Annotated in this window: 22 protein-coding genes; 10 read left to right on the forward strand and 12 right to left on the reverse strand. The window is 51.7% G+C overall.

Annotated elements, in window-relative coordinates; all coding sequences use genetic code 11:
* Positions 1-11 precede the first annotated feature (11 nt).
* On the reverse strand, positions 12-2675 hold the full coding sequence (aceE, locus tag NNO08_RS16200; protein ID WP_202039483.1) for a pyruvate dehydrogenase (acetyl-transferring), homodimeric type: 2664 nt from the start codon (positions 2673-2675) through the stop codon (positions 12-14).
* A gap of 433 nt (positions 2676-3108) precedes the next feature.
* Entirely contained in the window at positions 3109-3873 is a 765-nt protein-coding gene (pdhR, locus tag NNO08_RS16205; protein WP_137383704.1) for a pyruvate dehydrogenase complex transcriptional repressor PdhR, read from the reverse strand.
* A 564-nt stretch (positions 3874-4437) separates the two neighbouring features.
* On the opposite strand from pdhR, the gene aroP reads away from it, so the two are divergent.
* The 3 genes from aroP (at position 4438) to NNO08_RS16220 (ending at position 8325) form a co-directional block, all read left to right on the forward strand.
* Positions 4438-5811 (forward strand): aromatic amino acid transporter AroP, encoded by a 1374-nt coding sequence (gene aroP, locus NNO08_RS16210; RefSeq protein ID WP_271454462.1) that lies wholly within the window; start codon positions 4438-4440, stop codon positions 5809-5811.
* 157 nt (positions 5812-5968) lie between these two features.
* Positions 5969-7375, forward strand: a complete 1407-nt coding sequence (locus NNO08_RS16215; RefSeq protein WP_271457098.1) for a glycoside-pentoside-hexuronide (GPH):cation symporter — start codon at positions 5969-5971, stop codon at positions 7373-7375.
* Entirely contained in the window at positions 7375-8325 is a 951-nt protein-coding gene (locus NNO08_RS16220; protein ID WP_271457099.1) for a glycoside hydrolase family 43 protein, read from the forward strand. Before NNO08_RS16215 ends, NNO08_RS16220 begins: the two co-directional genes overlap by 1 nt.
* Before the next feature lie 90 nt (positions 8326-8415).
* On the opposite strand, the gene ampE is transcribed toward NNO08_RS16220, so the two are convergent.
* Both ampE and ampD read right to left on the reverse strand, forming a co-directional pair.
* Positions 8416-9270 (reverse strand): beta-lactamase regulator AmpE, encoded by an 855-nt coding sequence (ampE, locus tag NNO08_RS16225; RefSeq protein WP_271440512.1) that lies wholly within the window; start codon positions 9268-9270, stop codon positions 8416-8418.
* Positions 9267-9830: a 1,6-anhydro-N-acetylmuramyl-L-alanine amidase AmpD gene (gene ampD / locus NNO08_RS16230; protein WP_271450008.1), complete on the reverse strand. Its 564-nt coding sequence runs from the start codon at positions 9828-9830 to the stop codon at positions 9267-9269. The genes ampE and ampD overlap by 4 nt, the downstream gene beginning before the upstream one ends.
* An 87-nt stretch (positions 9831-9917) precedes the next feature.
* Here ampD and nadC point away from each other — a divergent pair, with 87 nt between their 5' ends.
* The 4 genes from nadC (at position 9918) to hofC (ending at position 14070) form a co-directional block, all read left to right on the forward strand.
* Positions 9918-10811 (forward strand): carboxylating nicotinate-nucleotide diphosphorylase, encoded by an 894-nt coding sequence (gene nadC, locus NNO08_RS16235; RefSeq protein ID WP_271450009.1) that lies wholly within the window; start codon positions 9918-9920, stop codon positions 10809-10811.
* Between the two features lie 234 nt (positions 10812-11045).
* A complete protein-coding gene (gene ppdD, locus NNO08_RS16240; protein WP_271457100.1) occupies positions 11046-11483 on the forward strand; it encodes a prepilin peptidase-dependent pilin in 438 nt (145 codons plus the stop codon).
* Positions 11484-11492: 9 nt separating this feature from the next.
* Positions 11493-12878 (forward strand): type II secretion system protein GspE, encoded by a 1386-nt coding sequence (gspE, locus tag NNO08_RS16245; protein ID WP_271457101.1) that lies wholly within the window; start codon positions 11493-11495, stop codon positions 12876-12878.
* Positions 12868-14070, forward strand: coding sequence for a protein transport protein HofC (gene hofC, locus NNO08_RS16250; protein WP_271457102.1), 1203 nt, complete (start codon positions 12868-12870; stop codon positions 14068-14070). The genes gspE and hofC overlap by 11 nt, the downstream gene beginning before the upstream one ends.
* Before the next feature lie 107 nt (positions 14071-14177).
* Here the strand turns inward: hofC and NNO08_RS16255 are convergent, their stop codons facing one another.
* A complete protein-coding gene (locus NNO08_RS16255) occupies positions 14178-15221 on the reverse strand; it encodes a GMP reductase (protein ID WP_040229985.1) in 1044 nt (347 codons plus the stop codon).
* 225 nt (positions 15222-15446) lie between these two features.
* On the opposite strand from NNO08_RS16255, the gene coaE reads away from it, so the two are divergent.
* Genes coaE through yacG form a run of 3 tightly spaced genes read left to right on the forward strand, consistent with a single transcriptional unit; the run spans position 15447 to position 17014 of the window.
* Positions 15447-16067 (forward strand): dephospho-CoA kinase, encoded by a 621-nt coding sequence (coaE, locus tag NNO08_RS16260; protein WP_271457103.1) that lies wholly within the window; start codon positions 15447-15449, stop codon positions 16065-16067.
* On the forward strand, positions 16067-16810 hold the full coding sequence (gene zapD / locus NNO08_RS16265; protein ID WP_271440506.1) for a cell division protein ZapD: 744 nt from the start codon (positions 16067-16069) through the stop codon (positions 16808-16810). Before coaE ends, zapD begins: the two co-directional genes overlap by 1 nt.
* 9 nt (positions 16811-16819) lie before the next feature.
* Complete coding sequence (gene yacG / locus NNO08_RS16270; RefSeq protein ID WP_005124648.1) at positions 16820-17014, forward strand: DNA gyrase inhibitor YacG; 195 nt, start codon at positions 16820-16822, stop codon at positions 17012-17014.
* A gap of 179 nt (positions 17015-17193) precedes the next feature.
* On the opposite strand, the gene mutT is transcribed toward yacG, so the two are convergent.
* The 7 genes from mutT to ftsQ form a co-directional block, all read right to left on the reverse strand.
* Positions 17194-17583, reverse strand: a complete 390-nt coding sequence (gene mutT, locus NNO08_RS16275) for an 8-oxo-dGTP diphosphatase MutT (protein ID WP_271440505.1) — start codon at positions 17581-17583, stop codon at positions 17194-17196.
* A gap of 56 nt (positions 17584-17639) precedes the next feature.
* Complete coding sequence (secA, locus tag NNO08_RS16280) at positions 17640-20345, reverse strand: preprotein translocase subunit SecA (protein WP_271457104.1); 2706 nt, start codon at positions 20343-20345, stop codon at positions 17640-17642.
* A gap of 60 nt (positions 20346-20405) precedes the next feature.
* On the reverse strand, positions 20406-20912 hold the full coding sequence (secM, locus tag NNO08_RS16285; RefSeq protein WP_271440503.1) for a secA translation cis-regulator SecM: 507 nt from the start codon (positions 20910-20912) through the stop codon (positions 20406-20408).
* A 283-nt stretch (positions 20913-21195) separates the two neighbouring features.
* Complete coding sequence (gene lpxC, locus NNO08_RS16290) at positions 21196-22113, reverse strand: UDP-3-O-acyl-N-acetylglucosamine deacetylase (RefSeq protein WP_048212691.1); 918 nt, start codon at positions 22111-22113, stop codon at positions 21196-21198.
* Between the two features lie 100 nt (positions 22114-22213).
* Positions 22214-23365, reverse strand: coding sequence for a cell division protein FtsZ (gene ftsZ / locus NNO08_RS16295; protein ID WP_003018753.1), 1152 nt, complete (start codon positions 23363-23365; stop codon positions 22214-22216).
* A gap of 61 nt (positions 23366-23426) precedes the next feature.
* Entirely contained in the window at positions 23427-24689 is a 1263-nt protein-coding gene (gene ftsA / locus NNO08_RS16300) for a cell division protein FtsA (protein ID WP_003018755.1), read from the reverse strand.
* Positions 24686-25519 (reverse strand): cell division protein FtsQ, encoded by an 834-nt coding sequence (gene ftsQ, locus NNO08_RS16305; protein WP_271440502.1) that lies wholly within the window; start codon positions 25517-25519, stop codon positions 24686-24688. Before ftsQ ends, ftsA begins: the two co-directional genes overlap by 4 nt.
* Position 25520: the final 1 nt, after the last annotated feature.

A 25520-nucleotide genomic window follows, 5' to 3' on the forward strand; every position in this document is an offset into this window, starting at 1 on the left:
TCTTTTACCTCTTACGCCAGACGCGGGTTAACTTTATCTGCATCGATGTTGAATTTGATGATTGCGTCAGCAACCACTTTCTTATCGATTTCGCCACGTTTAGCCAGTTCGCCCAGGGCCGCTACAACCACGTAGGAAGCATCAACTTCGAAGTGGTGACGCAGGTTTTCACGGCTGTCAGAGCGACCGAAACCGTCAGTACCCAGTACGCGATAATCATCAGCCGGTACATAAGTACGAACCTGTTCGGCAAACAGTTTCATATAGTCAGTAGATGCAACTGCCGGAGCGTCGTTCATCACCTGAGCGATGTACGGAACGCGCGGCGTTTCCATCGGGTGCAGCATGTTCCAACGCTCACAATCCTGGCCATCACGCGCCAGTTCAGTGAAGGACGTTACGCTGTATACGTCAGAACCTACACCGTAGTCGTTCGCCAGGATCTGTGCTGCTTCACGGACGTGACGCAGGATAGAACCGGAGCCCAGCAGCTGAACTTTACCTTTCTTACCTTCAAGGGTTTCGAGTTTGTAGATACCTTTACGGATACCTTCCTCGGCACCTGCTGGCATTGCCGGCATGTGGTAGTTTTCGTTCAGCGTGGTGATGTAGTAGTAAACGTTCTCTTGTTTCTCACCGTACATACGCTCCAGACCATCATGCATGATGACCGCAACTTCGTACGCGTAAGACGGATCGTAAGAGATACAGTTCGGGATAGTCAGAGACTGAATATGGCTATGACCATCTTCGTGCTGCAGACCTTCGCCGTTCAGCGTCGTACGACCGGAAGTACCACCAATCAGGAAGCCGCGAGCCTGCTGGTCGCCTGCCTGCCAGCACAGGTCGCCGATACGCTGGAAACCGAACATGGAGTAGTAGATGTAGAACGGGATCATCGGCAGATCGTTGGTGCTGTAAGATGTTGCAGCAGCCAGCCAGGACGCGCCTGCACCCAGTTCGTTGATACCTTCCTGCAGGATCTGACCTTTTTCGTCTTCTTTATAGTAAGCAACCTGCTCACGGTCCTGCGGGGTGTACTGCTGGCCGTTCGGGCTGTAGATACCGATCTGACGGAACAGACCTTCCATACCGAAAGTACGCGCTTCGTCGGCAATGATTGGAACCAGACGATCTTTGATCGATTTGTTCTTCAGCATCACGTTCAGGGCACGAACGAAAGCGATAGTGGTAGAGATTTCTTTGTTCTGCTCTTCCAGCAGCGCACCGAAGTCTTCCAGCGCCGGCAGTTCCAGCTTCTCAGTGAAGTTCGGCTGGCGGCTCGGCAGGTAACCGTGCAGTTTCTGACGCTGGGCGTGCAGATAGGTGTGCTCTTCAGAACCTTCCGGGAAGGTAATGTAAGACAGGTTTTCAACCTGCTCATCGGTTACTGGCACATTGAAACGGTCGCGGATGTAACGCACGCCGTCCATGTTCATTTTCTTAACCTGGTGAGCGATGTTCTTACCTTCGGCGGTGTCACCCATGCCGTAACCTTTGATGGTATGGGCCAGGATTACAGTTGCTTTGCCTTTGGTTTCCTGCGCTTTTTTCAGTGCAGCGTAGACTTTCTTCGGATCGTGACCACCACGGTTCAGCGCCCAAATCTGCTCGTCAGTCCAGTCAGCAACCAGTGCTGCGGTTTCCGGATATTTACCGAAGAAGTGCTCACGTACGTAAGCGCCGTCTTTGGATTTGAAGGTCTGGTAGTCGCCGTCAACGGTTTCGTTCATCAGCTGGATCAGCTTACCGCTGGTATCTTTACGCAGCAGCTCATCCCAACGACCGCCCCACATGACTTTAATCACGTTCCAGCCAGCGCCAGCGAAGATGCCTTCCAGTTCGTTGACAATCTTGCCATTACCGGTGACCGGGCCATCAAGACGCTGCAGGTTACAGTTGATAACGAAGACCAGGTTGTCCAGTTTTTCACGGGTCGCGATGGTGATAGCCCCCTTAGATTCTGGCTCATCCATCTCGCCGTCGCCCAGGAAAGCGTAAACGGTTTGTTTAGAGGTATCTTTCAGGCCACGGTGTTCCAGATATTTCAGGAATTTAGCCTGGTAGATAGCACCGATTGGACCCAGACCCATAGATACGGTCGGGAACTGCCAGAATTCCGGCATCAGTTTCGGGTGCGGGTAGGAAGACAGGCCTTTGCCATGAACTTCCTGACGGAAGTTGTTCATCTGCTCTTCAGTCAGACGACCTTCCAGGAATGCGCGTGCATAGATGCCCGGAGAGATGTGACCCTGGAAGTACACCAGATCGCCACCGTCCTGCTCGTTGCGTGCACGGAAGAAGTGGTTGAAGCAAACATCATATACCGTTGCGGAGGACTGGAAGGATGCCATATGGCCACCCAGCTCAAGATCCTTTTTAGACGCACGCAGTACGGTCATGATGGCGTTCCAGCGGATAGCAGAACGAATACGACGTTCCAGCTCCAGATTGCCCGGGTATTCCGGTTCATCTTCAACGGCAATAGTGTTTACATAATTGCTGGCCCCTGCACCTGCCGCTACTTTCACACCGCCTTTGCGGGCTTCTGAAAGCAGTTGGTCGATCAGATACTGAGCACGCTCAACACCTTCTTCACGGATGACCGATTCGATCGCCTGTAGCCAGTCGCGAGTTTCGATCGGATCCACGTCATTTGGGAAACGTTCTGACATGGGGGTATTCCTTATCTATCTAATACGTTGAGTTATCTGGAACCTGTCCCATTGCGCTCTTTGTTCTTCATACTTCAGGTTGTCTCTTTGTTGGCTGCGCTTCCTCGCACCAGTCACATAGTTCACTATGCTCCTGGCGACTCGCTCGCTTGCCGCCGCGATACAACCCGAATTATTTTGAACAACTAAAAGCGCAATAAGACAGGTTCTGCGTTTATTGCCTGACCCATCAGGCGTCATTGTTGCAGCCAGTTTGGGCACGGACAGCGCGGAACAACCGGAGCGTACACGTAGTACGTGAGGATTGTGAGCACTGCCCAGGGCCAAAATGGCAAATAAAATAGCCTTATGGGCCTGGCATTTAGTTGCCGCGCGCTTTTAGTTCGCGCTTGATTTACAACATCTTCTGGTTAACGTTCTGCCAGAAAAATCACTAATTCTTTCGTTGCTCCAGGCGGCGTAAGGCGCGTTCACGACGACTTTCCTCACGGCTTCTGTCCAGGAGAATCTCTTCGATAAATGCCAGGTGACGGTGCGACGCTTCACGCGCCTCCTCCGGCTTCCCGGCGATAATTGCTTCAAAAATACGGGTGCGGTGACTGCTTACCAGCGGCAGCATCTCGCGACGCGCATACAGCAATTCAAAGTTTTGACGGACATTCTGGGCCAGCATCGGCTCCATACACCTTAGCAAATGGAGCAGTACCACATTATGTGCCGCTTCGGTGACAGCAATTTGATACTGAAGTACGGCATCAGATTCACCGTCAAGATCGCCGGACTGTTGCGCAAGCTCGATCGCCTGATGGAGTTCACGGATACGCGTTTTGTCTTCATCCGTGCTGCGCAGTGCGGCGTAATAGGCCGCAATACCTTCCAACGCATGGCGCGTTTCGAGCAGGTCAAACTGGGATTCAGGATGGTCGGAGAGCAGCTCTACCAGTGGGTCGCTAAAGCTCTGCCACAGGCTGCTCTGAACAAAAGTGCCACCGCCCTGACGACGAAGCAGTAAGCCCTTCGCTTCGAGGCGTTGGATCGCCTCACGTAAGGAGGGGCGGGAAACGTCGAACTGTTTTGCCAGCTCGCGTTCCGGTGGGAGTTTTTCTCCGGGGCGAAGTGTCCCCTCAAGAATTAAAAACTCCAGCTGCTGCTCAATCACATCGGAGAGTTTTGGTTGGCGGATTTTGCTGTAGGCCATGATTTCCTGTCTTAAGCCATTTGCCCGGAGTCAATTGGTCTTACCAATTTCATGTTCTTGACGCTAAAGTAACAAAGTATTCACCTTCTGTCCATACAGGTTTTGATTGAAATCAGTAAAGGAGGCATATTTTAACAACATTACAGAAATAACGTTTCAAACATGTAACTATGCACAAATGTTAAATTTACCCATCCCGAGGTAGTTTTAACCGAATTGAAACGAAAAAATATATTATCTGAACCGATTCACCTGCTTATTTATCGATTTATCAATCACTATTTTCGAATAAAAATTCAAATTGGAAATTTTGTGGTAGATAAACTCGCGCTTACAAATGGTTTCTTTTTATTCAACTCGTCACTCACGCCGCATAAAGCAGGTGCATTCGCGCTCGCATAACATTATTCTGATCAAGACAAAAGTCTTTAGGCAACATTTCATAATTCATTACTGTAAATAAATTAATACAACAAACGGAATTGCAAACTTACACACGCGTCACTGCGTGGTTCAAAATATAAGTACTCGAAAGATGAAGAGTAAAACCACACACGAGGTTTCATGATGGAAAGTCAACAGCATGGCGATCAGCTAAAGCGCGGCCTTAAAAACCGCCATATACAGCTTATCGCGCTGGGTGGCGCGATTGGTACCGGGTTATTCCTCGGAAGCGCATCCGTTATTCAGTCTGCAGGGCCGGGTATTATTCTGGGTTACGCTATCGCCGGATTTATCGCTTTTCTGATTATGCGTCAGCTAGGTGAAATGGTGGTGGAAGAGCCGGTGGCAGGCTCCTTTAGTCACTTTGCCTACAAATACTGGGGGAGCTTTGCCGGTTTCTCTTCCGGCTGGAACTACTGGGTACTGTACGTTTTGGTTGCCATGGCTGAGCTAACCGCCGTAGGTAAATACATTCAATTCTGGTATCCGGAGATCCCAACATGGGCTTCGGCAGCAGCCTTTTTTGTGATCATCAACGCCATCAACCTGACCAACGTAAAAGTGTTCGGTGAGATGGAGTTCTGGTTCGCCATTATTAAAGTCATTGCCGTGGTTGCAATGATTCTGTTCGGCGGTTGGCTGCTGTTTAGCGGCAACGGCGGCCCACAGGCCAGCGTCAGCAACTTGTGGAGCCAGGGTGGATTCCTGCCACACGGCTTCACCGGGCTGGTGATGATGATGGCGATTATCATGTTCTCCTTTGGTGGGCTGGAACTGGTCGGGATCACCGCAGCAGAAGCCGATAACCCGGAACAAAGCATTCCAAAAGCGACTAATCAGGTCATCTACCGTATCTTGATTTTCTATGTAGGCTCCCTGGCGGTACTGCTTTCCCTGATGCCATGGACGCGCGTAACAGCAGATACCAGCCCGTTTGTCCTTATTTTCCACGAGCTGGGTGACACCTTTGTTGCCAATGCGCTGAACATCGTGGTGTTGACCGCCGCCCTTTCTGTCTATAACAGCTGCGTATACTGCAACAGTCGCATGCTGTTCGGTCTGGCTCAGCAGGGTAACGCGCCAAAAGCGCTGATGAACGTGGATAAACGCGGCGTGCCGGTTAACACCATTCTGGTCTCCGCACTGGTTACCGCACTGTGCGTACTGATTAACTATCTGGCACCGGAATCTGCGTTTGGCTTGCTGATGGCACTGGTGGTTTCCGCATTGGTCATCAACTGGGCAATGATTAGCCTTGCGCATATTAAGTTCCGCAAAGCGAAACAGCAGCAGGGCGTCGCCACTCGCTTCCCGGCACTGCTCTACCCGCTAGGTAACTGGATCTGCCTGATTTTCATGGCTGCAGTACTGGTGATTATGTTGATGACGCCGGGCATGGCGATCTCTGTGTACCTGATCCCGGTATGGATTGCCATTCTTGGCATTGGCTATCTGTGTAAACAGAAAACGGCCGGGGCCGTAAAAGCGCATTAATCCTTTCCCCCCCACCTGCACCAGGTGGGGGTTGTTATCTGCTTCACACTTTCCCACAGATGACTGTTTAGTCCATATCAGCGGCGCTATCCTGCAACGCAAAAACACCAGCACCAGACAATAATTCTCTCCATATCACATTAATGGAGTGCGCTTGATGGAAACCAGAAAGCTGTCGGTGAAAGAAAAGATCGGCTATGGAATGGGCGATGCCGGATGCAACATCATATTCGGCGCTATCATGCTGTTTGTTAACTATTTTTATACAGATATTTTCGGTCTTGCTCCAGCACTTGTCGGCGTATTGCTGCTCTCTGTACGCGTTATTGACGCTGTTACTGACCCTATCATGGGGGCAATGGCCGATCGTACTCGCAGTAAATATGGTCGGTTTCGTCCATGGCTTCTGTGGATGGCTTTCCCCTACGCATTATTCAGCGTACTGATGTTTACCACCCCGGAGTGGACGTATAACAGCAAAGTTATCTATGCGTTTGTCACCTACTTCCTGCTCTCTATTACCTACACAGCAATCAACATTCCCTACTGCTCACTCGGTAGCGTCATCACCAACGATCCGAAAGAACGCGTCGCCTGCCAGTCGTATCGTTTCGTGCTGGTCGGGATTGCCACTCTGCTACTCTCACTCACGCTACTGCCAATGGCAGAGTGGTTTGGCGGGGAAGATAAAGCCAAAGGCTATCAGATGGCGATGGCCGTGCTGGCTTTCATTGGTATGTGCATGTTCCTGTTTTGTTTCGCGACCGTGCGCGAACGTGTACGCCCTGCGGTACCCACGAACGACGATTTGAAAGCCGATCTAAAAGACGTGTGGAAGAACGATCAGTGGGTAAAAATCCTGCTATTAACCCTGTGCAACGTCTGCCCGGGCTTTATTCGTATGGCTGCCACCATGTACTACGTCACCTGGGTTATGCAGCAAAGCACACAGTTCGCAACGTTGTTTATCAGCCTTGGCGTTGTCGGCATGATGATCGGCAGTATGCTCGCGAAGGTATTAACTGACCGCTGGTGCAAACTGAAAGTCTTCTTCTGGACCAACATCGTACTGGCGGTGTTCTCCGGCGCGTTTTACTTCTTCGATCCGAAAGCCACCATGATGATTATGGTGCTCTACTTCCTGCTCAACATCCTGCATCAGATCCCTTCTCCACTGCACTGGTCGCTGATGGCGGATGTGGATGACTACGGCGAGTGGAAAACCGGTAAACGTATTACCGGGATCAGCTTCTCGGGCAACCTGTTCTTCCTGAAGCTGGGGCTGGCGATTGCCGGCGCGATGGTGGGCTTCCTGCTCTCCTGGTACGGTTACGACGCAGGCGCGAAAGCGCAAAGTGACTCCGCGATTAACGGCATTATGCTGTTGTTCACTATTATTCCGGGCGTCGGTTATCTGATTACCGCAGGCGTGGTTCGTCTGCTGAAAGTTGACCGCGAATTGATGCAGCAAATCCAGTCAGACCTGGAAAAACGCCGCGCCAACTACCGTGAATTGAATGAGTACCATGATGTTAAATCGACTGAACATGTAAGGAAAGCCTGATGAATCAGTGGCCGAATCCCTTTATCGAACAGCGTGCCGATCCGTTTATCCTACGTGACGGTAACCACTATTATTTCATTGCTTCAGTACCTGAATATGACCGACTGGAGCTGCGCCGGGCTGACTCTCTGGAGGGATTACGCACCGCGGAACCCGTTGTTGTCTGGCGCAAACCGGACAGCGGCCCAATGAGTCAACTTATCTGGGCCCCCGAGATCCACACTATTGCCGGTAAGTGGTACATCTACTTTGCGGCCACGCACACCCAGGCGCTTGATACGTTGGGTATGTTCCAGCATCGCATGTTTGCTTTGGAGTGCGCAGATGCCGATCCGCTAAGCGGTAAGTGGGTTGAGAAGGGGCAAATTGAAACCCAGTTTGATACCTTCGCGCTTGATGCCACAACGTTTAACCATCAGGGGAAACAGTGGTATTTGTGGGCGCAGAAATCGCCTGATATTGCCGGAAACTCCAATGTTTATCTCGCAGAGATGGAAAACCCTTGGACAATCAAAGGCCAGCCGGTGATGCTCAGCCATCCGGAATATGACTGGGAATGTCGGGGATTTTGGGTCAACGAAGGTCCAGCCGTCGTGGTGCACGGAGACAAATTGTTTGTCAGTTACTCCGCCAGCGCAACCGATGAAAACTACTGCATGGGTTTACTGTGGATCGATCTCCATGCCGATCCGCTAAACCCGGAAAACTGGCATAAGTCACCGCGTCCGGTCTTCACCACCAGCTATGAAAACCGTCAGTATGGACCCGGGCACAACAGCTTTACGCAAACGCCGGAAGGGGATGATGTACTGGTGTATCACGCAAGGAATTACACCGAAATAGAGGGGGATCCGCTGTATGACCCGAATCGCCACACCCGACTGAAGCTTGTACGCTGGGATGAGAACGGCATGCCGGATTTTGGCGTGCCACCCGCCGATACGCTTTAAAATGTTTGCCCGGTGGCGCTGCGCTTACCGGGCCTACGGCACTTACATATGGTGTAGGCCGGATAAGCGTTAGCGCCATCCGGCACAACGCTACACTAATGCCCCATAAATGGTGAGCAGCGCAATCACCACAACCACGACAAACGACGTTTTCTTCGCCATTGCAACGGCTGCTTTCGGCGTTTCGACCTTATCAGTATGCGGCTCACGCGCCAGCGAGAACTGCGCCAGACGGGTCAACACCTGATACTGCGAAGTATGCAGATCCGCCAGCGATGCAAACCAGGCGGGCAACGCCTTCTCACCGTGTCCTAACAGCGCATAGACCACACCCGCCAGACGTACCGGAACCCAGTCCAGGACATGCAGGATCGCGTCAATGCCTGACTGCAGACGCTGATGCGGTGTCTGGTAGCGCGCCAGCCAGGATTGCCACGCACGTAAAAAAGCATAGCCGACTAGCGTCACCGGTCCCCACGGACCACCGACGATCAACCAGAATAGCGGCGCCAGATAAAAGCGGAAGTTGTTCCATAACAGCGCATTTTGTAGCTCACGCAGAAACTCTCGTTCATCACAATCCGGCGGCACGCCATGAATCAGCGTCAGCTCACTGGCCATCGCCTCACGGGCGTGCGCATCATTACGTGAAGCCGCATTCAGGTAGGCATGATAATGAAGGCGCACCTTGCCAGCACCGATGCACAGCAAACCAATTAAGATCCACACCACCAACAGCGGAACATTAAACAACAACCCATGCAGCGCGCGCAGTAACAGGAATGTCACTACCATCGCAATAATGGTCATTCCTAACGTTCGCGCCATAGAGAAATGCTTAACCCGCCGGAAAAAAGCCTCAATCCGGTGATCAAGCTGCCAGTGCTCACCCAGCTTAAACAAGCGCTCAACAATCAGCACCAGTAATGTTGTAAACAGCGTCATGTCATCTCCTTGTGTGACGAGGGGGTGACCAGGGCGCGAAACCTTGCCCAGTCAAAAGATGGCCCAGGATCGGTCTTCCGTTCGGGCGCAATATTGCAATGCCCAGTCATGTTGCTGGCAATCGCCGGATAACGCTGAATCAGCGTCTGCGTCACGGCAGCCAGTTGCTGGTACTGAACATCGGTATAAGCCAGCGTATCCGTACCTTCAAGCTCAATACCAATTGAAAAATCATTACAGCGTTCACGCCCCTGATAGCAGGAGACGCCTGCATGCCAGGCACGTTTGTCAAAGGGAACATATTGCACAACCTCGCCGTCACGGCGGATCAGACAATGGGCAGAAACGCGCAAATGGGCAATTTGTGCAAAAAAGGGATGGGCGTTGGGATCAATTGTTCCAGTAAATAACGCGTCTATCCATGGGCCGCCAAATTCACCGGGTGGCAGGCTGATATTATGCACCACCAGCAAAGAAGGGCTTTCGTCATCCGGGCGGCAATCGTAATGAGGAGAGGGAACGCGTCGTGCCTCTGCCAGCCAGCCCTCGTCTAACAACATGCAGAATCTCCTTATTGGTGGTGCTCATATCAGGTTCAGGGTAGCATGTTTCTACCTTATGATTCGTTAGCAATTTGGAGTTTTATCATGCCGCCTCGCCGCTATAACCCTGACTACCGACGTGACGCGCTGTTGGAACGCATAAATCTCGATATCCCTGCCGCGGTTGCCCAGGCGCTGCGCGAAGATTTAGGCGGAGAAGTTGATGCCAATAACGATATCACCGCACAGCTTTTACCTGAGGATATGCGTTCTCATGCCACTGTCATTACACGCGAAGAGGGTGTTTTTTGTGGGAAACGCTGGGTGGAAGAGGTCTTTATTCAGCTTGCTGGCGATGATGTCAGCATCAACTGGCATGTTGAAGATGGCGACAGCATTAAGGCTAACCAACCGCTGTTTGAACTGGATGGCCCTTCCCGCGTGTTGCTAACCGGCGAACGTACCGCACTCAACTTTGTGCAGACGCTGTCTGGCGTGGCAAGCGAAGTGCGAAAATACGTCGACCTGCTGGCCGGGACAAAAACCCAACTGCTGGATACACGTAAAACGCTGCCTGGGCTGCGTACGGCGCTGAAATACGCGGTGCTCTGTGGCGGCGGCGCGAACCATCGTTTAGGTCTTTCTGACGCCTTCCTGATTAAAGAGAACCACATTATTGCTTCCGGTTCGGTACGTCAGGCCGTGGAGAAAGCCTTCTGGCTACACCCGGATGTTCCGGTTGAAGTGGAAGTGGAAAGCCTGGATGAACTGGACGATGCGTTGAAAGCCGGAGCGGACATCATCATGCTGGACAACTTCGAAACCGACCAAATGCGCGAAGCGGTCAAACGTACCAACGGCCAGGCGCGTCTGGAAGTATCGGGTAACGTCACCTATGAAACGCTACGCGAATTCGCGGAAACCGGCGTGGATTTCATCTCTGTGGGCGCACTGACCAAACATGTCCGCGCACTCGATCTTTCGATGCGTTTTCGCTAATCGCTGACTGTTCTGCCCGATGGCGTTTCGCCTATCGGGCTACAGCCCCAGCCAGATAAGTCTTATACGCCGCAGTCTGGCTGTTTATTCGAGCGCCTTCGCAAATATGTTGTCTGACTCTGTAATTTCGTAAAATTCCTCTGAACCGGTCTTCTCGTTCTATTTTTTGCCCCTCGCCTGAAATCCCTTCGATTTGCCAAAGTAGCGCCAGCTAACTCAGGGAGCAAATCAACAATGGATAAACAACGAGGTTTCACGCTAATCGAACTGATGGTGGTCATTGGCATCATTGCCATCCTCAGCGCTATCGGTATCCCGGCTTACCAAAACTATCTGCGCAAAGCCGCGCTGACGGACATACTGCAAACCTTTGTCCCCTACCGTACTGCCGTCGAACTCTGCGCGCTGGAGCACGGCGGAACAGAAACCTGTGATGCCGGAACAAATGGGATCCCCTCTGCGACCACCACCCGCTATGTCTCAGGTATGAGCGTTGAAAAAGGTATCGTCAGCCTCACTGGGCAGGAAAGTCTGAATGGGCTAAGCATCACCATGACGCCCGGTTGGGATAACGCCAACGGCATAACGGGCTGGAATCGCAACTGCGCTATCCAGAATGACAGCGCGCTGCAACAGGCCTGTGAAGACGTTTTTCGCTTTGATGCCAACTAAGGAAAAGAGATGAATACCACACAACTGACGGCACTTTGCCAACGTTATCAGGGAATATTGTTGGATGCAGACAATGACGTGGTGCATATCGCCGTTGTGGATGCCCCTTCCCACGAACTGCTGGATGCACTGCATTTTGCAACGACCAGGCGTATCGATATTGTGTGCTGGACACGTCAGCAAATGGAGGGTCACACACACACGCCACATAAAATGCTCCCGGCCATCATCACAGAAAGCAGCGCAACTGCCGCGGGGTTGCTGAACCATGCTTTTCAATCCGCGTTGGCACAACGGGCTTCTGATATTCATATTGAACCTGCGGAGAATCACTACCGGATCAGGATGCGTGTGGATGGCGTACTACACACATTGCCGGAAGTCACCACAGAGATGGGCATAGCTCTCACCGCAAGATTAAAGGTATTAGGCAGTCTGGATATTGCCGAGCACCGACTCCCGCAAGATGGGCAATTTACCGTGGAGATTTCAGGTGAACCCATTTCGTTTCGCATCGCCACGCTGCCTTGCCGATGGGGTGAAAAAGTAGTGCTACGCCTGCTTCACCAGGTTAATCAAACGCTGGAGATCAACGCACTGGGCATGTCTGAGGCACAGTTGGCTACGTTTTCACAAGCATTACAGCAACCACAGGGATTGATTCTGGTCACCGGGCCGACCGGGAGCGGCAAAACGGTTACCCTGTACAGTGCGCTACAAACCCGAAACACCCCCGACGTGAATCTCTGTAGCGTAGAAGACCCGGTCGAGATCCCCATTGATGGGCTCAATCAGACACAAATTCATCCTCGCGCCGGGCTTAATTTTCAGGGTGTATTACGTGCACTGCTACGCCAGGATCCCGACATTATTATGGTGGGCGAAATCCGCGACGGCGAAACAGCTGAGATTGCCCTAAAAGCCGCACAAACCGGTCATCTGGTTCTTTCGACACTGCATACCAATTCCACCAGTGAAACACTGATACGGCTGCAGCAAATGGGAGTAGCTCGCTGGATGATTGCCTCCGCGCTGACGTTAATTGTTGCACAGCGATTAGTCAGAAAATTATGCCCACATTGTCGGCGACGACTTGATACTCCCATAACACTCCCGGCAACACTTTGGCCCACGCCACTACCGCGTTGGCAGGCACCCGGTTGCCAACACTGCTATCACGGATTCTATGGGCGAGCCGCTCTGTTTGAAGTACTGCCCATTACGCCAGCATTACGGCAACGTATTGCCGATGGCTCATCCGCAGACGTTGTGGAATCAGATGCTCAGCAAGCGAGCATGAGTACTCTTTTCGAAGATGGCTGTCAGGCTGTGGAACAAGGGTTAACGACATTTGAAGAACTGATCCGCGTACTGGGCATGCCCCATGTCAGCTAAACAGCTATGGCGCTGGCAAGGAATAACGCGCGAAGGACAGCCTGTAGCGGGGATGCTATGGGCTGATACCCGACCATCGCTCCTGTTTGTGCTCGAACAACAGCAGATTACACCGATTCGCATTAACCGGATGCGAGTTAAAACCTCGCACTGGAGCAGAACAAACAGTGCCGAAGCCATACGCCAGTTGGCAACATTGCTTAAAGCGGGATTGACGCTTTCCGCTGGGTTAACTCTGCTTGCTGAACAGCATCCCAGCAACCAGTGGCAAGCATTGCTGCGCACACTGGCTTACGATATGGAACAAGGCATTGCGCTGTCAGCCTCGCTTTCACGGTGGCAACACGTATTTCCCCCGCTGTACCAGGCAATGATCCGCACCGGAGAGCTAACGGGCAAACTGGACGACTGCTGCTTTGAACTTGCCCGTCAGCAAAAAAACCAACAGCAACTGGCGGATAAAGTTAAAAAAGCCCTACGCTATCCCATTATCATTCTTGCCATGGCGATAATGGTCGTGCTGGCGATGCTGCATTTTGTGTTACCTGAATTTGCCGCCATCTATCGCACGTTCAACACCCCGCTACCGGCGCTCACTCAATGGATTATGGCCGCGGCACACTACAGCAGTCGATGGGGATGGCTGGCAGGGTTGCTCTGCCTGGTGCTGGGAACAACATACGGGTTGGTAAAGCAGAAACCCTACTGGCTTATTCTGCGCCAGAAAATACTGCTGCACTTTCCCATCATCGGGCCGATGGTCAGAGGGCAAAAACTCACACAGATCTTCACCGTACTGGCATTAACACAAAACGCGGGCATTCCCTTTCTGCAAGGTCTGGAAAGTGTCACTGAAACCCTTAACTGCCCTTATTGGTCCCAACGTTTGGCACAGGTGCATCACGATATCAGCGCCGGGGAGCCAGTCTGGCTGGCACTTAAAAATAGCGGTGAATTTAGTCCACTGTGCTTACAACTGGTGAGAACAGGTGAAGCTTCCGGTTCGCTGGATGCAATGTTGCAAAATCTCGCCCGACATCACAGCGAGTACACGCTGTCCCAGGCCGAAAATTTGGCGGCATTACTTGAGCCGGCCTTGCTTGTCATTACAGGGGTGATTATCGGTACGCTGGTTGTGGCAATGTATTTACCGATATTTCATCTGGGAGATGCAATGAGTGGCGTGGGATAAGTTCAAATGCCGGATGGCGGCGTAAATGCCTTATCAGACCTACACAGAGCATGAGCGTAGGCCTGATAAGCTTTGCGTCATCAGGCATTTAACAGTACGACCAGCTCTTACAGACTATTGAAGACGCGGTTTTCTTGTTCCTGTACGCGAATAAAGGTTGTCCGTTTGGTCAGCTCTTTCAGGCGGGATGCACCGACATAAGTACAGGCTGAACGCAGGCCGCCAAGGATATCACGAGCCGTGTTATCAACCGGGCCACGCAGCGGCAGCTTAACGGTTTTACCTTCAGCGGCACGATACTGAGCAACACCACCAACATGGCGCGTCATAGCAGACTCAGAGCTCATACCGTAGAACAGCATGAATTTCTCACCGTTCTCTTCAACGATTTTACCGCCGCTTTCTTCATGACCAGCCAGCATGCCGCCGAGCATCACGAAGTCCGCACCACCGCCAAACGCTTTTGCCACATCACCAGGCATTGTGCAGCCACCGTCGCTGACAATCATGCCGCCCAGACCGTGCGCTGCATCAGCACATTCAATGACGGCAGAAAGCTGCGGATAGCCAACGCCGGTTTTTACGCGGGTGGTACATACAGAACCTGGGCCAATACCCACTTTGACGATATCAGCACCGGAAAGGACCAACTCTTCACACATCTCGCCGGTGACCACGTTGCCAGCACAAATCGTTTTTGTCGGCCAGGCCGCACGTGCTTTCGACACAAACTGAACAAAATGCTCTGAGTAGCCATTTGCCACATCAATGCAGATAAAGTTCAGCGCTGGATTCAGTGCCAGAATCTGTTTGGTTTTTTCGAAATCAGTGTCCGAAGTCCCGGTTGAAACCATCACGTGTTTCAGTACATCGGCAGAGGAATCCGCAATGAAAGCGGCCCAGTCTTCAACGGAATAATGTTTATGCACAGCGGTCAGGATGTCGAAGGAGGCAAGTGCCGTTGCCATGGCAAACGTCCCGACGGTGTCCATGTTCGCGGCGATAATCGGCACGCCGGACCAGGTCTGACCTGAATGTTTAAAGGTGAATTGACGTTCCAGTTCAACATCGGAACGACTTTTGAGAGTAGAACGCTTAGGGCGGATAAGAACGTCTTTGAAACCTAACTTCAGATCTTCTTCGATACGCATGTGCGGATTCCTGGGGTTAATGGCGAAAAATCGAAACTCACAACTCCAGTGACGCTATCATACGCACTAATCAATGCCGCGCAAGACTGCGAAATTCTCTTTTTTTACGCTACAATCCCATAAATTTACCTGGCGATTAGTAGGTTAATCCTGCATCAGCTTCGCCTTTGCATGCTTAATTTTTAACTGTTTGATAATCAAACCAAAACTCCAGGATCTGGATCTATGAGGTATACGGTAGCCTTAACCGGCGGCATTGGCAGTGGTAAAAGTACCGTTGCAAATGCATTCGCTGACCTCGGAATAAACGTGATTGATGCGGATATCATTGCGCGCCAGGTGGTCGAACGCGGCATGCCTGCCCTACGGGCAATTGCAGAACATTTTGGCTCCGACGTTATTGCTGCGGATGGCTCGTTACAACGGCGAATTTTACGCGAACGCATTTTTTCGGATCCTGATGAGAAAAAATGGCTAAATGCCTTACTCCACCCACTTATTCAGCAGGAAACACAGCGTCAGTTTCAGCAAGCGACCTCCCCTTATCTGTTATGGGTCGTCCCCTTGTTGGTAGAAAACGCCCTGTATGAAAAAGCCGATCGCGTACTCGTCGTGGATGTCACCCCTGAGACTCAACTCAGGCGAACCATGCAGCGTGATGATGTTACGCGCGAGCACGTTGAACAAATTTTGGCTGCCCAGGCAATACGTGAAGCGCGCCTTGCCGTGGCAGATGATGTTATTGATAATAATGGCGCACCGGATGCCATCGTCTCGGATGTCGCCCGCCTGCACGCGCTCTATTTGCAACTCGCGTCGCAGTTTGTCTCACAGGAAAAACCGTAATGCACACCCAGGTCCTTTTTGAACACCCTCTCAATGAGAAGATGCGTACATGGCTGCGCATTGAGTTTCTGATCCAGCAACTCTCCATTAATTTGCCCATTGTGGATCACGCAGGTGCACTGCACTTTTTCCGCAATGTGGGGGATTTACTGGATGTATTTGAACGTGGCGAAGTCCGTACTGAACTCCTCAAAGAGCTGGAAAGACAGCAGCGAAAACTTCAGGCCTGGGTTGAAGTTCCCGGCGTCGATCAAAGCAGAATCGACTCTTTACGTCAGCAGTTAAAAAGTGCGGGCAGCATTCTGATTTCAGCCCCGCGCATCGGACAAACCCTGCGTGAAGACCGTCTGATTGGCCTTGTTCGTCAGCGTTTAAGTATTCCCGGCGGATGCTGCAGTTTTGATTTGCCGACTTTACATATCTGGCTGCATCTACCACAGACTCAGCGTGACGCGCAGGTTGAGACCTGGCTTGCCAGCCTGAATCCTCTCAACCAGGCATTGTCTCTGGTGCTGGATTTAATCCGCAACTCTGCACCGTTTCGTAAGCAAACCAGCCTGAATGGTTTTTACCAGGACAACGGCGATGATGCAGATCTATTGCGTCTACAATTGCCGCTCGCTTCGCAGCTTTATCCGCAAATATCAGGTCATAAGAGCCGCTTTGCCATTCGCTTTATGCCGCTGGATAGCGAGAACGGTCAGGTACCTGAACGCCTCGATTTCGATCTGGCGTGCTGTTAAGGAGTTAAGATGTCTGAACAAACTATCGTAAACTGCCCAACCTGCGGTAAAGCTGTCGTGTGGGCAGAAGTCAGTCCGTTTCGTCCATTCTGCAGCAAACGTTGTCAGTTAATCGACCTGGGTGAATGGGCCGCGGAAGAGAAGCGAATCCCAAGCTCCGGCGATCTGTCAGAAAGCGACGACTGGAGTGAAGAGCAGAAGTAATTCTGCTAATACGGTAGGCCGGATAAGCATTGCACCCCATTAATAATTTGCCGGATGCGGCGTTGCCTTATCCGGCCTACGAACTAAAACGTAGGGCGGGCAAGCGTAGCGCCCCCGCCATAATTTGCAGGATACGGCGTTGCCGCATCCTGCCTACGAACGACAAATTAAGAACACCATTAGCCAGCAATCAACTTTTCAATGACCGGTGCATTCGCAGGCGGGAAATCGTCCGTATTTAGCGCATCTTGCGCAATCCACTGAGCGGGTTGCCCCTCTTTCCCCCACGGTTCACCTTCCCAGCTTTCAACCAGCCAGAACCACAGTGTGATATGCCGGTCCGGAAACTGGTACTCCAGTTTTTCGAACAGTGAGCAATTAACGGGTGTAATCCCCACCTCCTCCTGTAACTCACGACTTAACGCCTGCTCTGGTGTTTCACCCGGTTCAATTTTACCGCCGGGAAATTCCAGTTTGTTTGCCATATGAGCATCGGCGGCACGCTGAGTGATAAAAATCTCGTTGTGCTTATTACGAATAATTCCAACCGCGATTTGCAGTACTTTCATATTTATCGTCCATAAAAAAGGCGCAGAATTCTGCGCCTTTTCAGTAAGTTACTTTCTTAGCTCAGACGGCCATGACACTGCTTGTATTTTTTACCGGAACCGCAAGGGCACGGATCGTTACGTCCCACTTTACGATCGCCGGTCTGTGCAGCCAGCTCTTCTGCAACAGCAGACTCATCATCTTTGTGGCTCAGTTGCTGCATCTGCGCTAAACGCTCAGCATCTTCGCGACGCTGCTGCTCCATTGCTTCGACTTCTTCAGGCATACGCACCTGCACTTTGCTCAGGGTGCTGATCACTTCATATTTCAGTGACTCCAGCATAGAGGCAAACATGGAGAAGGATTCGCGTTTATATTCCTGCTTCGGATCTTTCTGCGCATAACCACGCAGGTGGATCCCCTGGCGCAGGTAATCCATCGCCGCAAGGTGCTCTTTCCACAGGGAATCGAGCGTTTGCAGCATCACACCTTTTTCAAAGTGACGCATCATTTCTGCGCCTACGACTTCTTCCTTGCGATGATAGACCTCTACAGCGTTGGCGAGAATACGTTCACGCAGCGTCTCTTCATGCAGTTCAGGCTCTTTATCCAGCCACTCTGAAATCGGCATTTCCAGATCGAAGTCGTTTTTCAAACGTTCCTGCAGACCCGGAATATCCCACATCTCTTCCAGAGACTGAGGCGGAATGTACGCATCAATAGTCGCTTTGAAGACATCTTCGCGAATACTGTTGATGGTTTCACTAACGTCAGTCACGTCCAGCAGTTCGTTACGCTGGGTATAGATAGCACGGCGCTGGTCATTCGCAACGTCATCGTATTCCAGCAGTTGCTTACGAATATCGAAGTTACGGCTCTCTACTTTACGCTGGGCATTAGCAATAGCTTTCGTTACCCATGGGTGTTCGATTGCTTCGCCTGGCTTCATACCCAGTTTACGCATCATGCCCGAGACACGGTCGGAGGCAAAAATACGCATCAGCGCATCTTCCATCGACAGGTAGAAACGAGAGGAACCCGCATCACCCTGACGGCCGGAACGACCGCGTAACTGGTTATCGATACGACGAGATTCATGACGCTCAGTACCGATGATATGTAAACCACCGGCAGCCAGCACCGCGTCATGGCGAACCTGCCACTCGGCTTTGATCTGTGCAATTTGCTCTGGCGTCGGATCTTCCAGCTCGGCAACTTCTGCCTGCCAGCTACCACCCAACACGATATCAGTACCACGACCGGCCATGTTTGTGGCAATAGTGACAGCTGACGGGTAACCCGCCTGAGCGACGATTGCCGCTTCGTTAGCGTGGAACTTGGCGTTCAGCACGTTGTGCTTGATACCCGCTTTGTTCAGCTCGTTGGAAACCACTTCAGACTTTTCAATGGAGATCGTACCCACCAGCACCGGCTGACCATTCGCGGTACGCTCTTTAATATCTTCGATAATGGCCTGAATTTTTTCCGCTTCGGTCATGTACACCAGATCCGGTAAATCCTTACGAATCATCGGACGGTTAGTTGGCACCACTACGGTATCCAGTTTGTAGATAGAGCTGAATTCGAACGCTTCAGTATCTGCCGTACCAGTCATACCGGCCAGTTTTTCGTACAAACGGAAGTAGTTCTGGAAGGTAATGGAAGCCAGCGTCTGGTTTTCGTTCTGGATTTCTACGCCTTCTTTGGCTTCAACAGCCTGGTGCAGACCGTCGGACCAGCGACGCCCCTGCATGGTACGACCCGTGTGTTCGTCGACGATGATAACTTCGCCGTCTTTCACAATGTAGTCCACATCACGGGTGAACAGCACATGTGCGCGCAGTGCGGCAGTCACGTGATGCATCAGCATGATGTTGCCCGGAGAGTACAACGACTCGCCTTCATCCATAATGCCTTCTTTCACCAGCAGTTCTTCAATCAGAACCAGACCACGTTCGGTAAGGTTAACCTGGCGCGCCTTCTCATCGACAGAGAAGTGGCCTTCGCCCTGGAACGAGTCAGAATCTTCCTTCTCCTGACGGATCAGGTTTGGAATGATTTTGTTCACTTTCTTGTACATTTCCGAGCTATCTTCAGCCGGGCCGGAAATGATCAGTGGAGTACGCGCTTCATCAATCAGGATGGAGTCGACCTCATCCACCAACGCATAGTGCAGTTTACGCTGAACGCGCTCTTCCGGGCTAAACGCCATGTTGTCGCGTAGATAGTCAAAGCCGTATTCGTTGTTGGTACCGTAAGTGATGTCAGCGTTGTAAGCTTCACGCTTGGCCGGTGCTGGCAGACCTGACATATTGATACCTACGGTCATGCCGAGGAACTCAAACAGTGGGCGGTTATTTTCGGCGTCACGCTGAGCCAGATAGTCGTTCACGGTAACCACGTGTACACCTTTCCCGCTTAATGCGTTCAGGTAGGCCGGCAACGTTGCGGTCAGTGTTTTACCTTCACCGGTACGCATTTCAGCGATACAGCGATCGTTGAGGACCATACCGCCCAGCAACTGCACGTCAAAGTGACGCATACCGAACACACGCTTACTGGCTTCACGGACGACCGCGAATGCTTCCGGGATCAGGCTTTCAACGCTGGCGCCTTTTTCCAGACGCGCGCGGAATTCCGCAGTCTTCGCTTTCAGCTCGTCATCGGAGAGTTTTTCCATCTCCGGTTCCATCGCGTTAATGACGTTGACTACTTTGCGCATACGACGCAGCGTACGCTCGTTACGGCTACCGAATACTTTCGTTAATAATTTGATTAGCATAATAAAATCTCAAACGCCCCGCGGTGCGGAGTCAAAAATTATAAGTTGGAAGGTTCTTTTTTAGCTGAGGCGTTGAGGGCCAGCGCGGATCCCCTGCTGCTGGCTTATCCAGACAGGAACACTAAACGCGGCCTGAGAAGTGAAATGGGCATATGTCACGCGACTGACAGTCGCCGGTGGTCTGCCTTCCTGCGTCAGCAGCGCGCTGAGCGTATTCAGTAAAGCAAGATGATGCGCCTGGATTGGCAAAGGTTCTTCGGCAACGGGCAGTGCCTGAGGAGCCATTGCAAAGGAAAGATGACGTATAACCGTACGAATGGCATGCTGGTGCCAGTAATCGACAGTAAAATTCGGGCGACGGTTAGTGGCTTCCAGCAAAGCAAGCTGGCTAAAGTTAACCTTAGCGGATTGATCGTGGTTGCTGGCGGTCGCTTTCGCGGGCGTATTCGGTTCAGCGGCATTACCGATCGCGGGCAGGCCAAAACTCGCCGCGACCATCCCTAATAAGAGATGCGGCCAGAAGTACCGTCTGCCTAACTGTCGCCAGCGCGTCAGTATTCCACTCACGTTAGTGCCACCTGATCTACCCTGCATTTGGGGTTTTAAATTCAAAACGATTTTTGCGCACAAATCTTATCATTAAAGCGTGCACTCCACAGCAGTAATGACAGCAAGTCGCGGTTAAATATGCTTAAGAAAGCATCGATCGCGCTGTATTTTAATCTGACAGCGGGGGAAAAGTCGCATCGGAAAAGACGGTGAGCTATCGGAGGATAAAAAAAACGACTGGCTCACCTGGCCGGAGAGAGTGCCAGATTTACCAGTCGAATTTATACGACAGTTTGTGTCGTTACGCCAGTACAGTCGAAGGCGCTTTGAACGCCAGCGGCAGTTCTGCGTCGTCCTGGAAGGTCACATATTCCCAGGCTTCCTGTTTTGCCAGGACCGCCTGCAACAGTTTGTTATTCAATGCATGACCGGATTTATACGCGGTAAATGCACCAATAATGTTGTGACCACACATGAACAAGTCACCGATCGCGTCGAGCATTTTGTGACGAACGAATTCATCTTCAAAACGCAGGCCGTCTTCGTTCAGTACGCGATAATCGTCAACAACGATGGCACAATCGAAGCTGCCGCCCAGGCACAGGCCGCGGGACTGCAGATATTCGATATCACGCATGAAGCCGAAAGTACGCGCACGGCTGATCTGGCGCATGAACGCATCAGCAGAGAAGTTCATCGCATAGCGCTGCGTGCTGGAGTCGATCGCCGGGTGGTTAAAGTCGATGGTGAAATCCAACGTAAAACCATTATACGGCTTAAACTCAGCCCACTTGTCGCCATCTTCGACGCGAACAGTCTCTTTGATGCGGACAAATTTCTTCGCACTGTTCAGTTCTTCAATACCTGCGTCAAGCAGCAGGTAGACGAACGGAGCAGCACTACCATCCATGATCGGGATTTCCGGGGCATTAACCTCAATAACGATGTTATCGATACCTAAGCCCGCCAGAGCAGCATTAAGGTGCTCAACGGTTGAAATCCGCACATCATGCTCGTTGACCAGACACGTACAGAGCATGGTATCACGCACAGATTTGGCATCGGCCGGGAAATCTACCGGAGGATTCAAGTCGGTGCGACGATAGATGACCCCGGTGTTGGCCGGCGCAGGGCGTAATGTCAGGGTGACTTTTTTGCCGGTATGTAAACCGACACCAGTCGCCTGAACGATACGTTTAAGAGTCCTTTGTTTGATCATCGTATAATCTCGCCAAATTACCTATCCAACCGAAGTGTACTATACATTCGGTGGGCCAGTTTAGCACAAAGAGCCACAATTCCCAAATTCCAGCTAATTCTTAATCAGCTTGCTTACGCAGGAATGCAGGGATATCCAGATAATCCGGTTCTTTAGTGGTCTGCGGCGTATTGTCGTTAACCACCTTCGCTACCGGCTTCTGCTCTTGCGTCAACGGCGCCATACCGTGCTGCTGGTAACGATCCATTACCGGCTGCTGAACCTGCTTGTTGGTCACCAGTGTGATTTCAGGACGCTTGTCCATACCAATTCCAGTGGCAACAACGGTAACGCGCAGTTCGTCGTTCATATCCGGGTCCAGAGAAGTACCGATAACCACGGTCGCGTTATCCGATGCAAATGCACGAATCGTGTTACCTACGGTTTCGAACTCATCCAGGCGCAGGTCGAAGCCCGCAGTAATGTTTACCAACACGCCACGCGCGCCAGACAGATCAATATCTTCCAGCAGAGGCGAAGAGATAGCCATTTCAGCCGCTTCTTCTGCACGATCTTCACCGCTTGCCACGCCAGAACCCATCATCGCATAGCCCATTTCGGACATTACGGTGCGCACGTCGGCAAAGTCGACGTTCATCAGGCCCGGACGGGTGATCAGTTCAGCGATACCCTGGACTGCGCCTTTCAGCACGTCGTTCGCTGCGCCAAACGCATCCAGCAGGGAGATACCGCGACCCAGTACTTTCAGCAGTTTGTCGTTCGGGATAGTGATCAGAGAGTCCACATGTTTGGACAGCTCGGTGATACCCTGCTCCGCAAATGCCATACGCTTTTTGCCTTCAAAATTGAAAGGCTTAGTCACGACAGCAACGGTCAGAATACCTAAATCTTTTGCCACTTCAGCAACCACTGGCGCTGCACCGGTCCCGGTACCGCCGCCCATGCCTGCTGCGATAAACACCATGTCTGCGCCGTCAAGCGCTGCACGCAGAGCTTCACGATCTTCGTCTGCCGCATTGCGACCGACTTCCGGGTTTGCACCCGCGCCCAGACCCTTGGTGATGCCGCTACCAATCTGAATGGTCTGTCCAACCGCCGTTTTACGCAACGCCTGAGCGTCGGTATTCACCGCGAAGAATTCAACACCTTCGATGCGCTCACGCACCATGTGTTCAACGGCATTACCGCCGCCGCCGCCGACGCCGATGACTTTAATCACCGCGTCATTGGTCAGTTCCATAGGTTCAAACATAGTTTCTCTCTCCGTTGTGCCTGTCGCCTGAGACCGTAATCGATGCCGGTCTCATAAAAAATTAAAACTCTTTTCGCAGCCAGCTATTGAGTCGTTTAATCCACGAGCCAACTGATGCCGTTACACGTTTTTCAACTTCAGCTTCACCACTTAAATGGGATTCTTTCCCGTAATGAAGCAACCCCACTGCCGTTGAATAATACGGCTCCTGGGCATAATCTGTCAGACCGGTAATATTGAGCGGCGCACCAATACGCACCTGCGTATGGAACACGCGCTGAGCGCAGGCCGCAAGACCTTCAATTTGCGCAGCACCACCGGTTAACACAATCCCCGCCGCCAGATGATGTTTCACACCCTGCTGGCGAAGTTGTTCCTGTAATTGCAAAATTTCTTCGTTGACCAGGTTAAGCAGCTCGGTATAACGCGGCTCAATGACCTCAGCCAGAGTTTGACGTTGCAGACTGCGTGGCGGACGACCACCGACGCTTGGCACTTCAACGCTCTCATCTTTGCCAACGATAGAACCCAGCGCACAACCATGACGAACTTTAATAGCTTCAGCATCGCTCGGCGGCGTACCAAAGGCATACGCAATGTCGCTGGTGACCACATTCCCTGCATAAGGGATTACTTTGGTATGGCGCAACGCCCCGCCAGTATAAACGGCGATGTCCATTGTACCACCACCAATATCGACCACGCAGACACCCAGCTCACGTTCGTCTTCCGTTAACACGGAATAACTGGCTGCCAACCCGGCAAATATCAGTTGGTCAACTTTCAGTCCACAGCGTTCAACGGCTTTGACGATATTCTTCGCCATGTCGTTGTGGCAGGTAATCAGATGTACTTTTGCCTGCATACGCACGCCGGAAAGACCGACCGGATTTTTAATACCTTCCTGGTAGTCAATCGCGTATTCCTGTGGAATAACATGCAGTACACGATGCTCATCGCGCACACGTACGGATTTTGCCGTATGCACAACATTTTCCACATCTTCCTGGGTCACTTCCTCTTCGGAAATGGGCACCATACCAATTTCATTCTGACAGCTAATATGTTTACCTGAAAGCGCCAGATACACCGAGGAAATCTGGCAATCTGCCATCAGTTCAGCCTGGTCAATGGCGCGCTGTACGCATTTCACCACTGACTCAAGGTCATTCACCCCGCCTTTATCCATACCTCGCGATGGGCAACTGCCCACGCCAATGATATTGACCATACCGTCGGGCAGAACTTCCCCTACTAAAGCGGCTACCTTCGCGGTGCCAATCTCCAGTCCAACTACCAGTTTTCTGTCCGTCGCCTTGATCATTGTTGTTCTGCCTGTGCCTGATTCTGTTGCTGATTAGATTCCTCAGGAGGCAAGGGAACCCAGCCTACTGCTGCTCCTGAGTCATAACGCAAATCAACGTAGCTAATCCGTTTGCCATCGGTTTGCGCCTGCTGCTGTAAAACCGGGTAGAGTTCCACAAAGCGAGCCAAACGTTTTATCGTATCGCCCCTGCCCAGATTGAGCTTAATATCGTTATTAAGCGTTAACTGCCAGGAACGACGAGCGGTCATCGCCGCTTCCTTCAGGGTGAATCTATCCTTAGCCAGCACCTGCCCCATATCGCGGAACCCTTGCAACACTTCACTTGCGCTGCCTTCAGGGCCATACAACATAGGTAATACCTGCTTGTTAGCCCGACCGGTTGGTATGCTGAACGTATTTCCATCGGCATCCACCATATGTTGGTCATTCCAACGCGCTATCGGCACATATTCAACCAGATGAATCTTCAATTCATCAGGCCACTGCTTTCTGACACTCGCCTGCTTAATCCAGGGGAGACGTTCAATCTGACTTTGGATGATGTTCACATCCTGGGTCATAAAGGTTCCCGGTGCGCCAAGCGCCAGGATGGACTGCCGAATATCGTCATTGCGCGTGTAGTGTCGCTCACCGGTCAATACCAGCTTCGACAATGGCAAACGTTGCGCATCTTCCATCCATCCCAACACGACCCAGCCGCTCACAAACACGGTGCACAGCACTGTCAGCAGAAACAGAATTCCTGCAAGACGCGTTCCATTATTGCGGCGTGAGGAGGCTACCTCGTCTTCATCACCGTTTCGCGTGTTCAGCGCAGCCTGCGACATA

Source organism: Citrobacter sp. Igbk 17, from assembly GCF_028069775.1.
Taxonomy (GTDB): Bacteria; Pseudomonadota; Gammaproteobacteria; order Enterobacterales; family Enterobacteriaceae; genus Citrobacter.

Bases quoted from the DNA above. Each gene is read 5' to 3' on its own strand.
- aceE (WP_202039483.1), bottom strand. From the start codon at position 2,675: ATGTCAGAACGTTTCCCAAATGACGTGGATCCGATCGAAACTCGCGAC.
- pdhR (WP_137383704.1), bottom strand. From the start codon at position 3,873: ATGGCCTACAGCAAAATCCGCCAACCAAAACTCTCCGATGTGATTGAG.
- aroP (WP_271454462.1), top strand. From the start codon at position 4,438: ATGATGGAAAGTCAACAGCATGGCGATCAGCTAAAGCGCGGCCTTAAA.
- NNO08_RS16215 (WP_271457098.1), top strand. From the start codon at position 5,969: ATGGAAACCAGAAAGCTGTCGGTGAAAGAAAAGATCGGCTATGGAATG.
- NNO08_RS16220 (WP_271457099.1), top strand. From the start codon at position 7,375: ATGAATCAGTGGCCGAATCCCTTTATCGAACAGCGTGCCGATCCGTTT.
- ampE (WP_271440512.1), bottom strand. From the start codon at position 9,270: ATGACGCTGTTTACAACATTACTGGTGCTGATTGTTGAGCGCTTGTTT.
- ampD (WP_271450008.1), bottom strand. From the start codon at position 9,830: ATGTTGTTAGACGAGGGCTGGCTGGCAGAGGCACGACGCGTTCCCTCT.
- nadC (WP_271450009.1), top strand. From the start codon at position 9,918: ATGCCGCCTCGCCGCTATAACCCTGACTACCGACGTGACGCGCTGTTG.
- ppdD (WP_271457100.1), top strand. From the start codon at position 11,046: ATGGATAAACAACGAGGTTTCACGCTAATCGAACTGATGGTGGTCATT.
- gspE (WP_271457101.1), top strand. From the start codon at position 11,493: ATGAATACCACACAACTGACGGCACTTTGCCAACGTTATCAGGGAATA.
- hofC (WP_271457102.1), top strand. From the start codon at position 12,868: ATGTCAGCTAAACAGCTATGGCGCTGGCAAGGAATAACGCGCGAAGGA.
- NNO08_RS16255 (WP_040229985.1), bottom strand. From the start codon at position 15,221: ATGCGTATCGAAGAAGATCTGAAGTTAGGTTTCAAAGACGTTCTTATC.
- coaE (WP_271457103.1), top strand. From the start codon at position 15,447: ATGAGGTATACGGTAGCCTTAACCGGCGGCATTGGCAGTGGTAAAAGT.
- zapD (WP_271440506.1), top strand. From the start codon at position 16,067: ATGCACACCCAGGTCCTTTTTGAACACCCTCTCAATGAGAAGATGCGT.
- yacG (WP_005124648.1), top strand. From the start codon at position 16,820: ATGTCTGAACAAACTATCGTAAACTGCCCAACCTGCGGTAAAGCTGTC.
- mutT (WP_271440505.1), bottom strand. From the start codon at position 17,583: ATGAAAGTACTGCAAATCGCGGTTGGAATTATTCGTAATAAGCACAAC.
- secA (WP_271457104.1), bottom strand. From the start codon at position 20,345: ATGCTAATCAAATTATTAACGAAAGTATTCGGTAGCCGTAACGAGCGT.
- lpxC (WP_048212691.1), bottom strand. From the start codon at position 22,113: ATGATCAAACAAAGGACTCTTAAACGTATCGTTCAGGCGACTGGTGTC.
- ftsZ (WP_003018753.1), bottom strand. From the start codon at position 23,365: ATGTTTGAACCTATGGAACTGACCAATGACGCGGTGATTAAAGTCATC.
- ftsA (WP_003018755.1), bottom strand. From the start codon at position 24,689: ATGATCAAGGCGACGGACAGAAAACTGGTAGTTGGACTGGAGATTGGC.
- ftsQ (WP_271440502.1), bottom strand. From the start codon at position 25,519: ATGTCGCAGGCTGCGCTGAACACGCGAAACGGTGATGAAGACGAGGTA.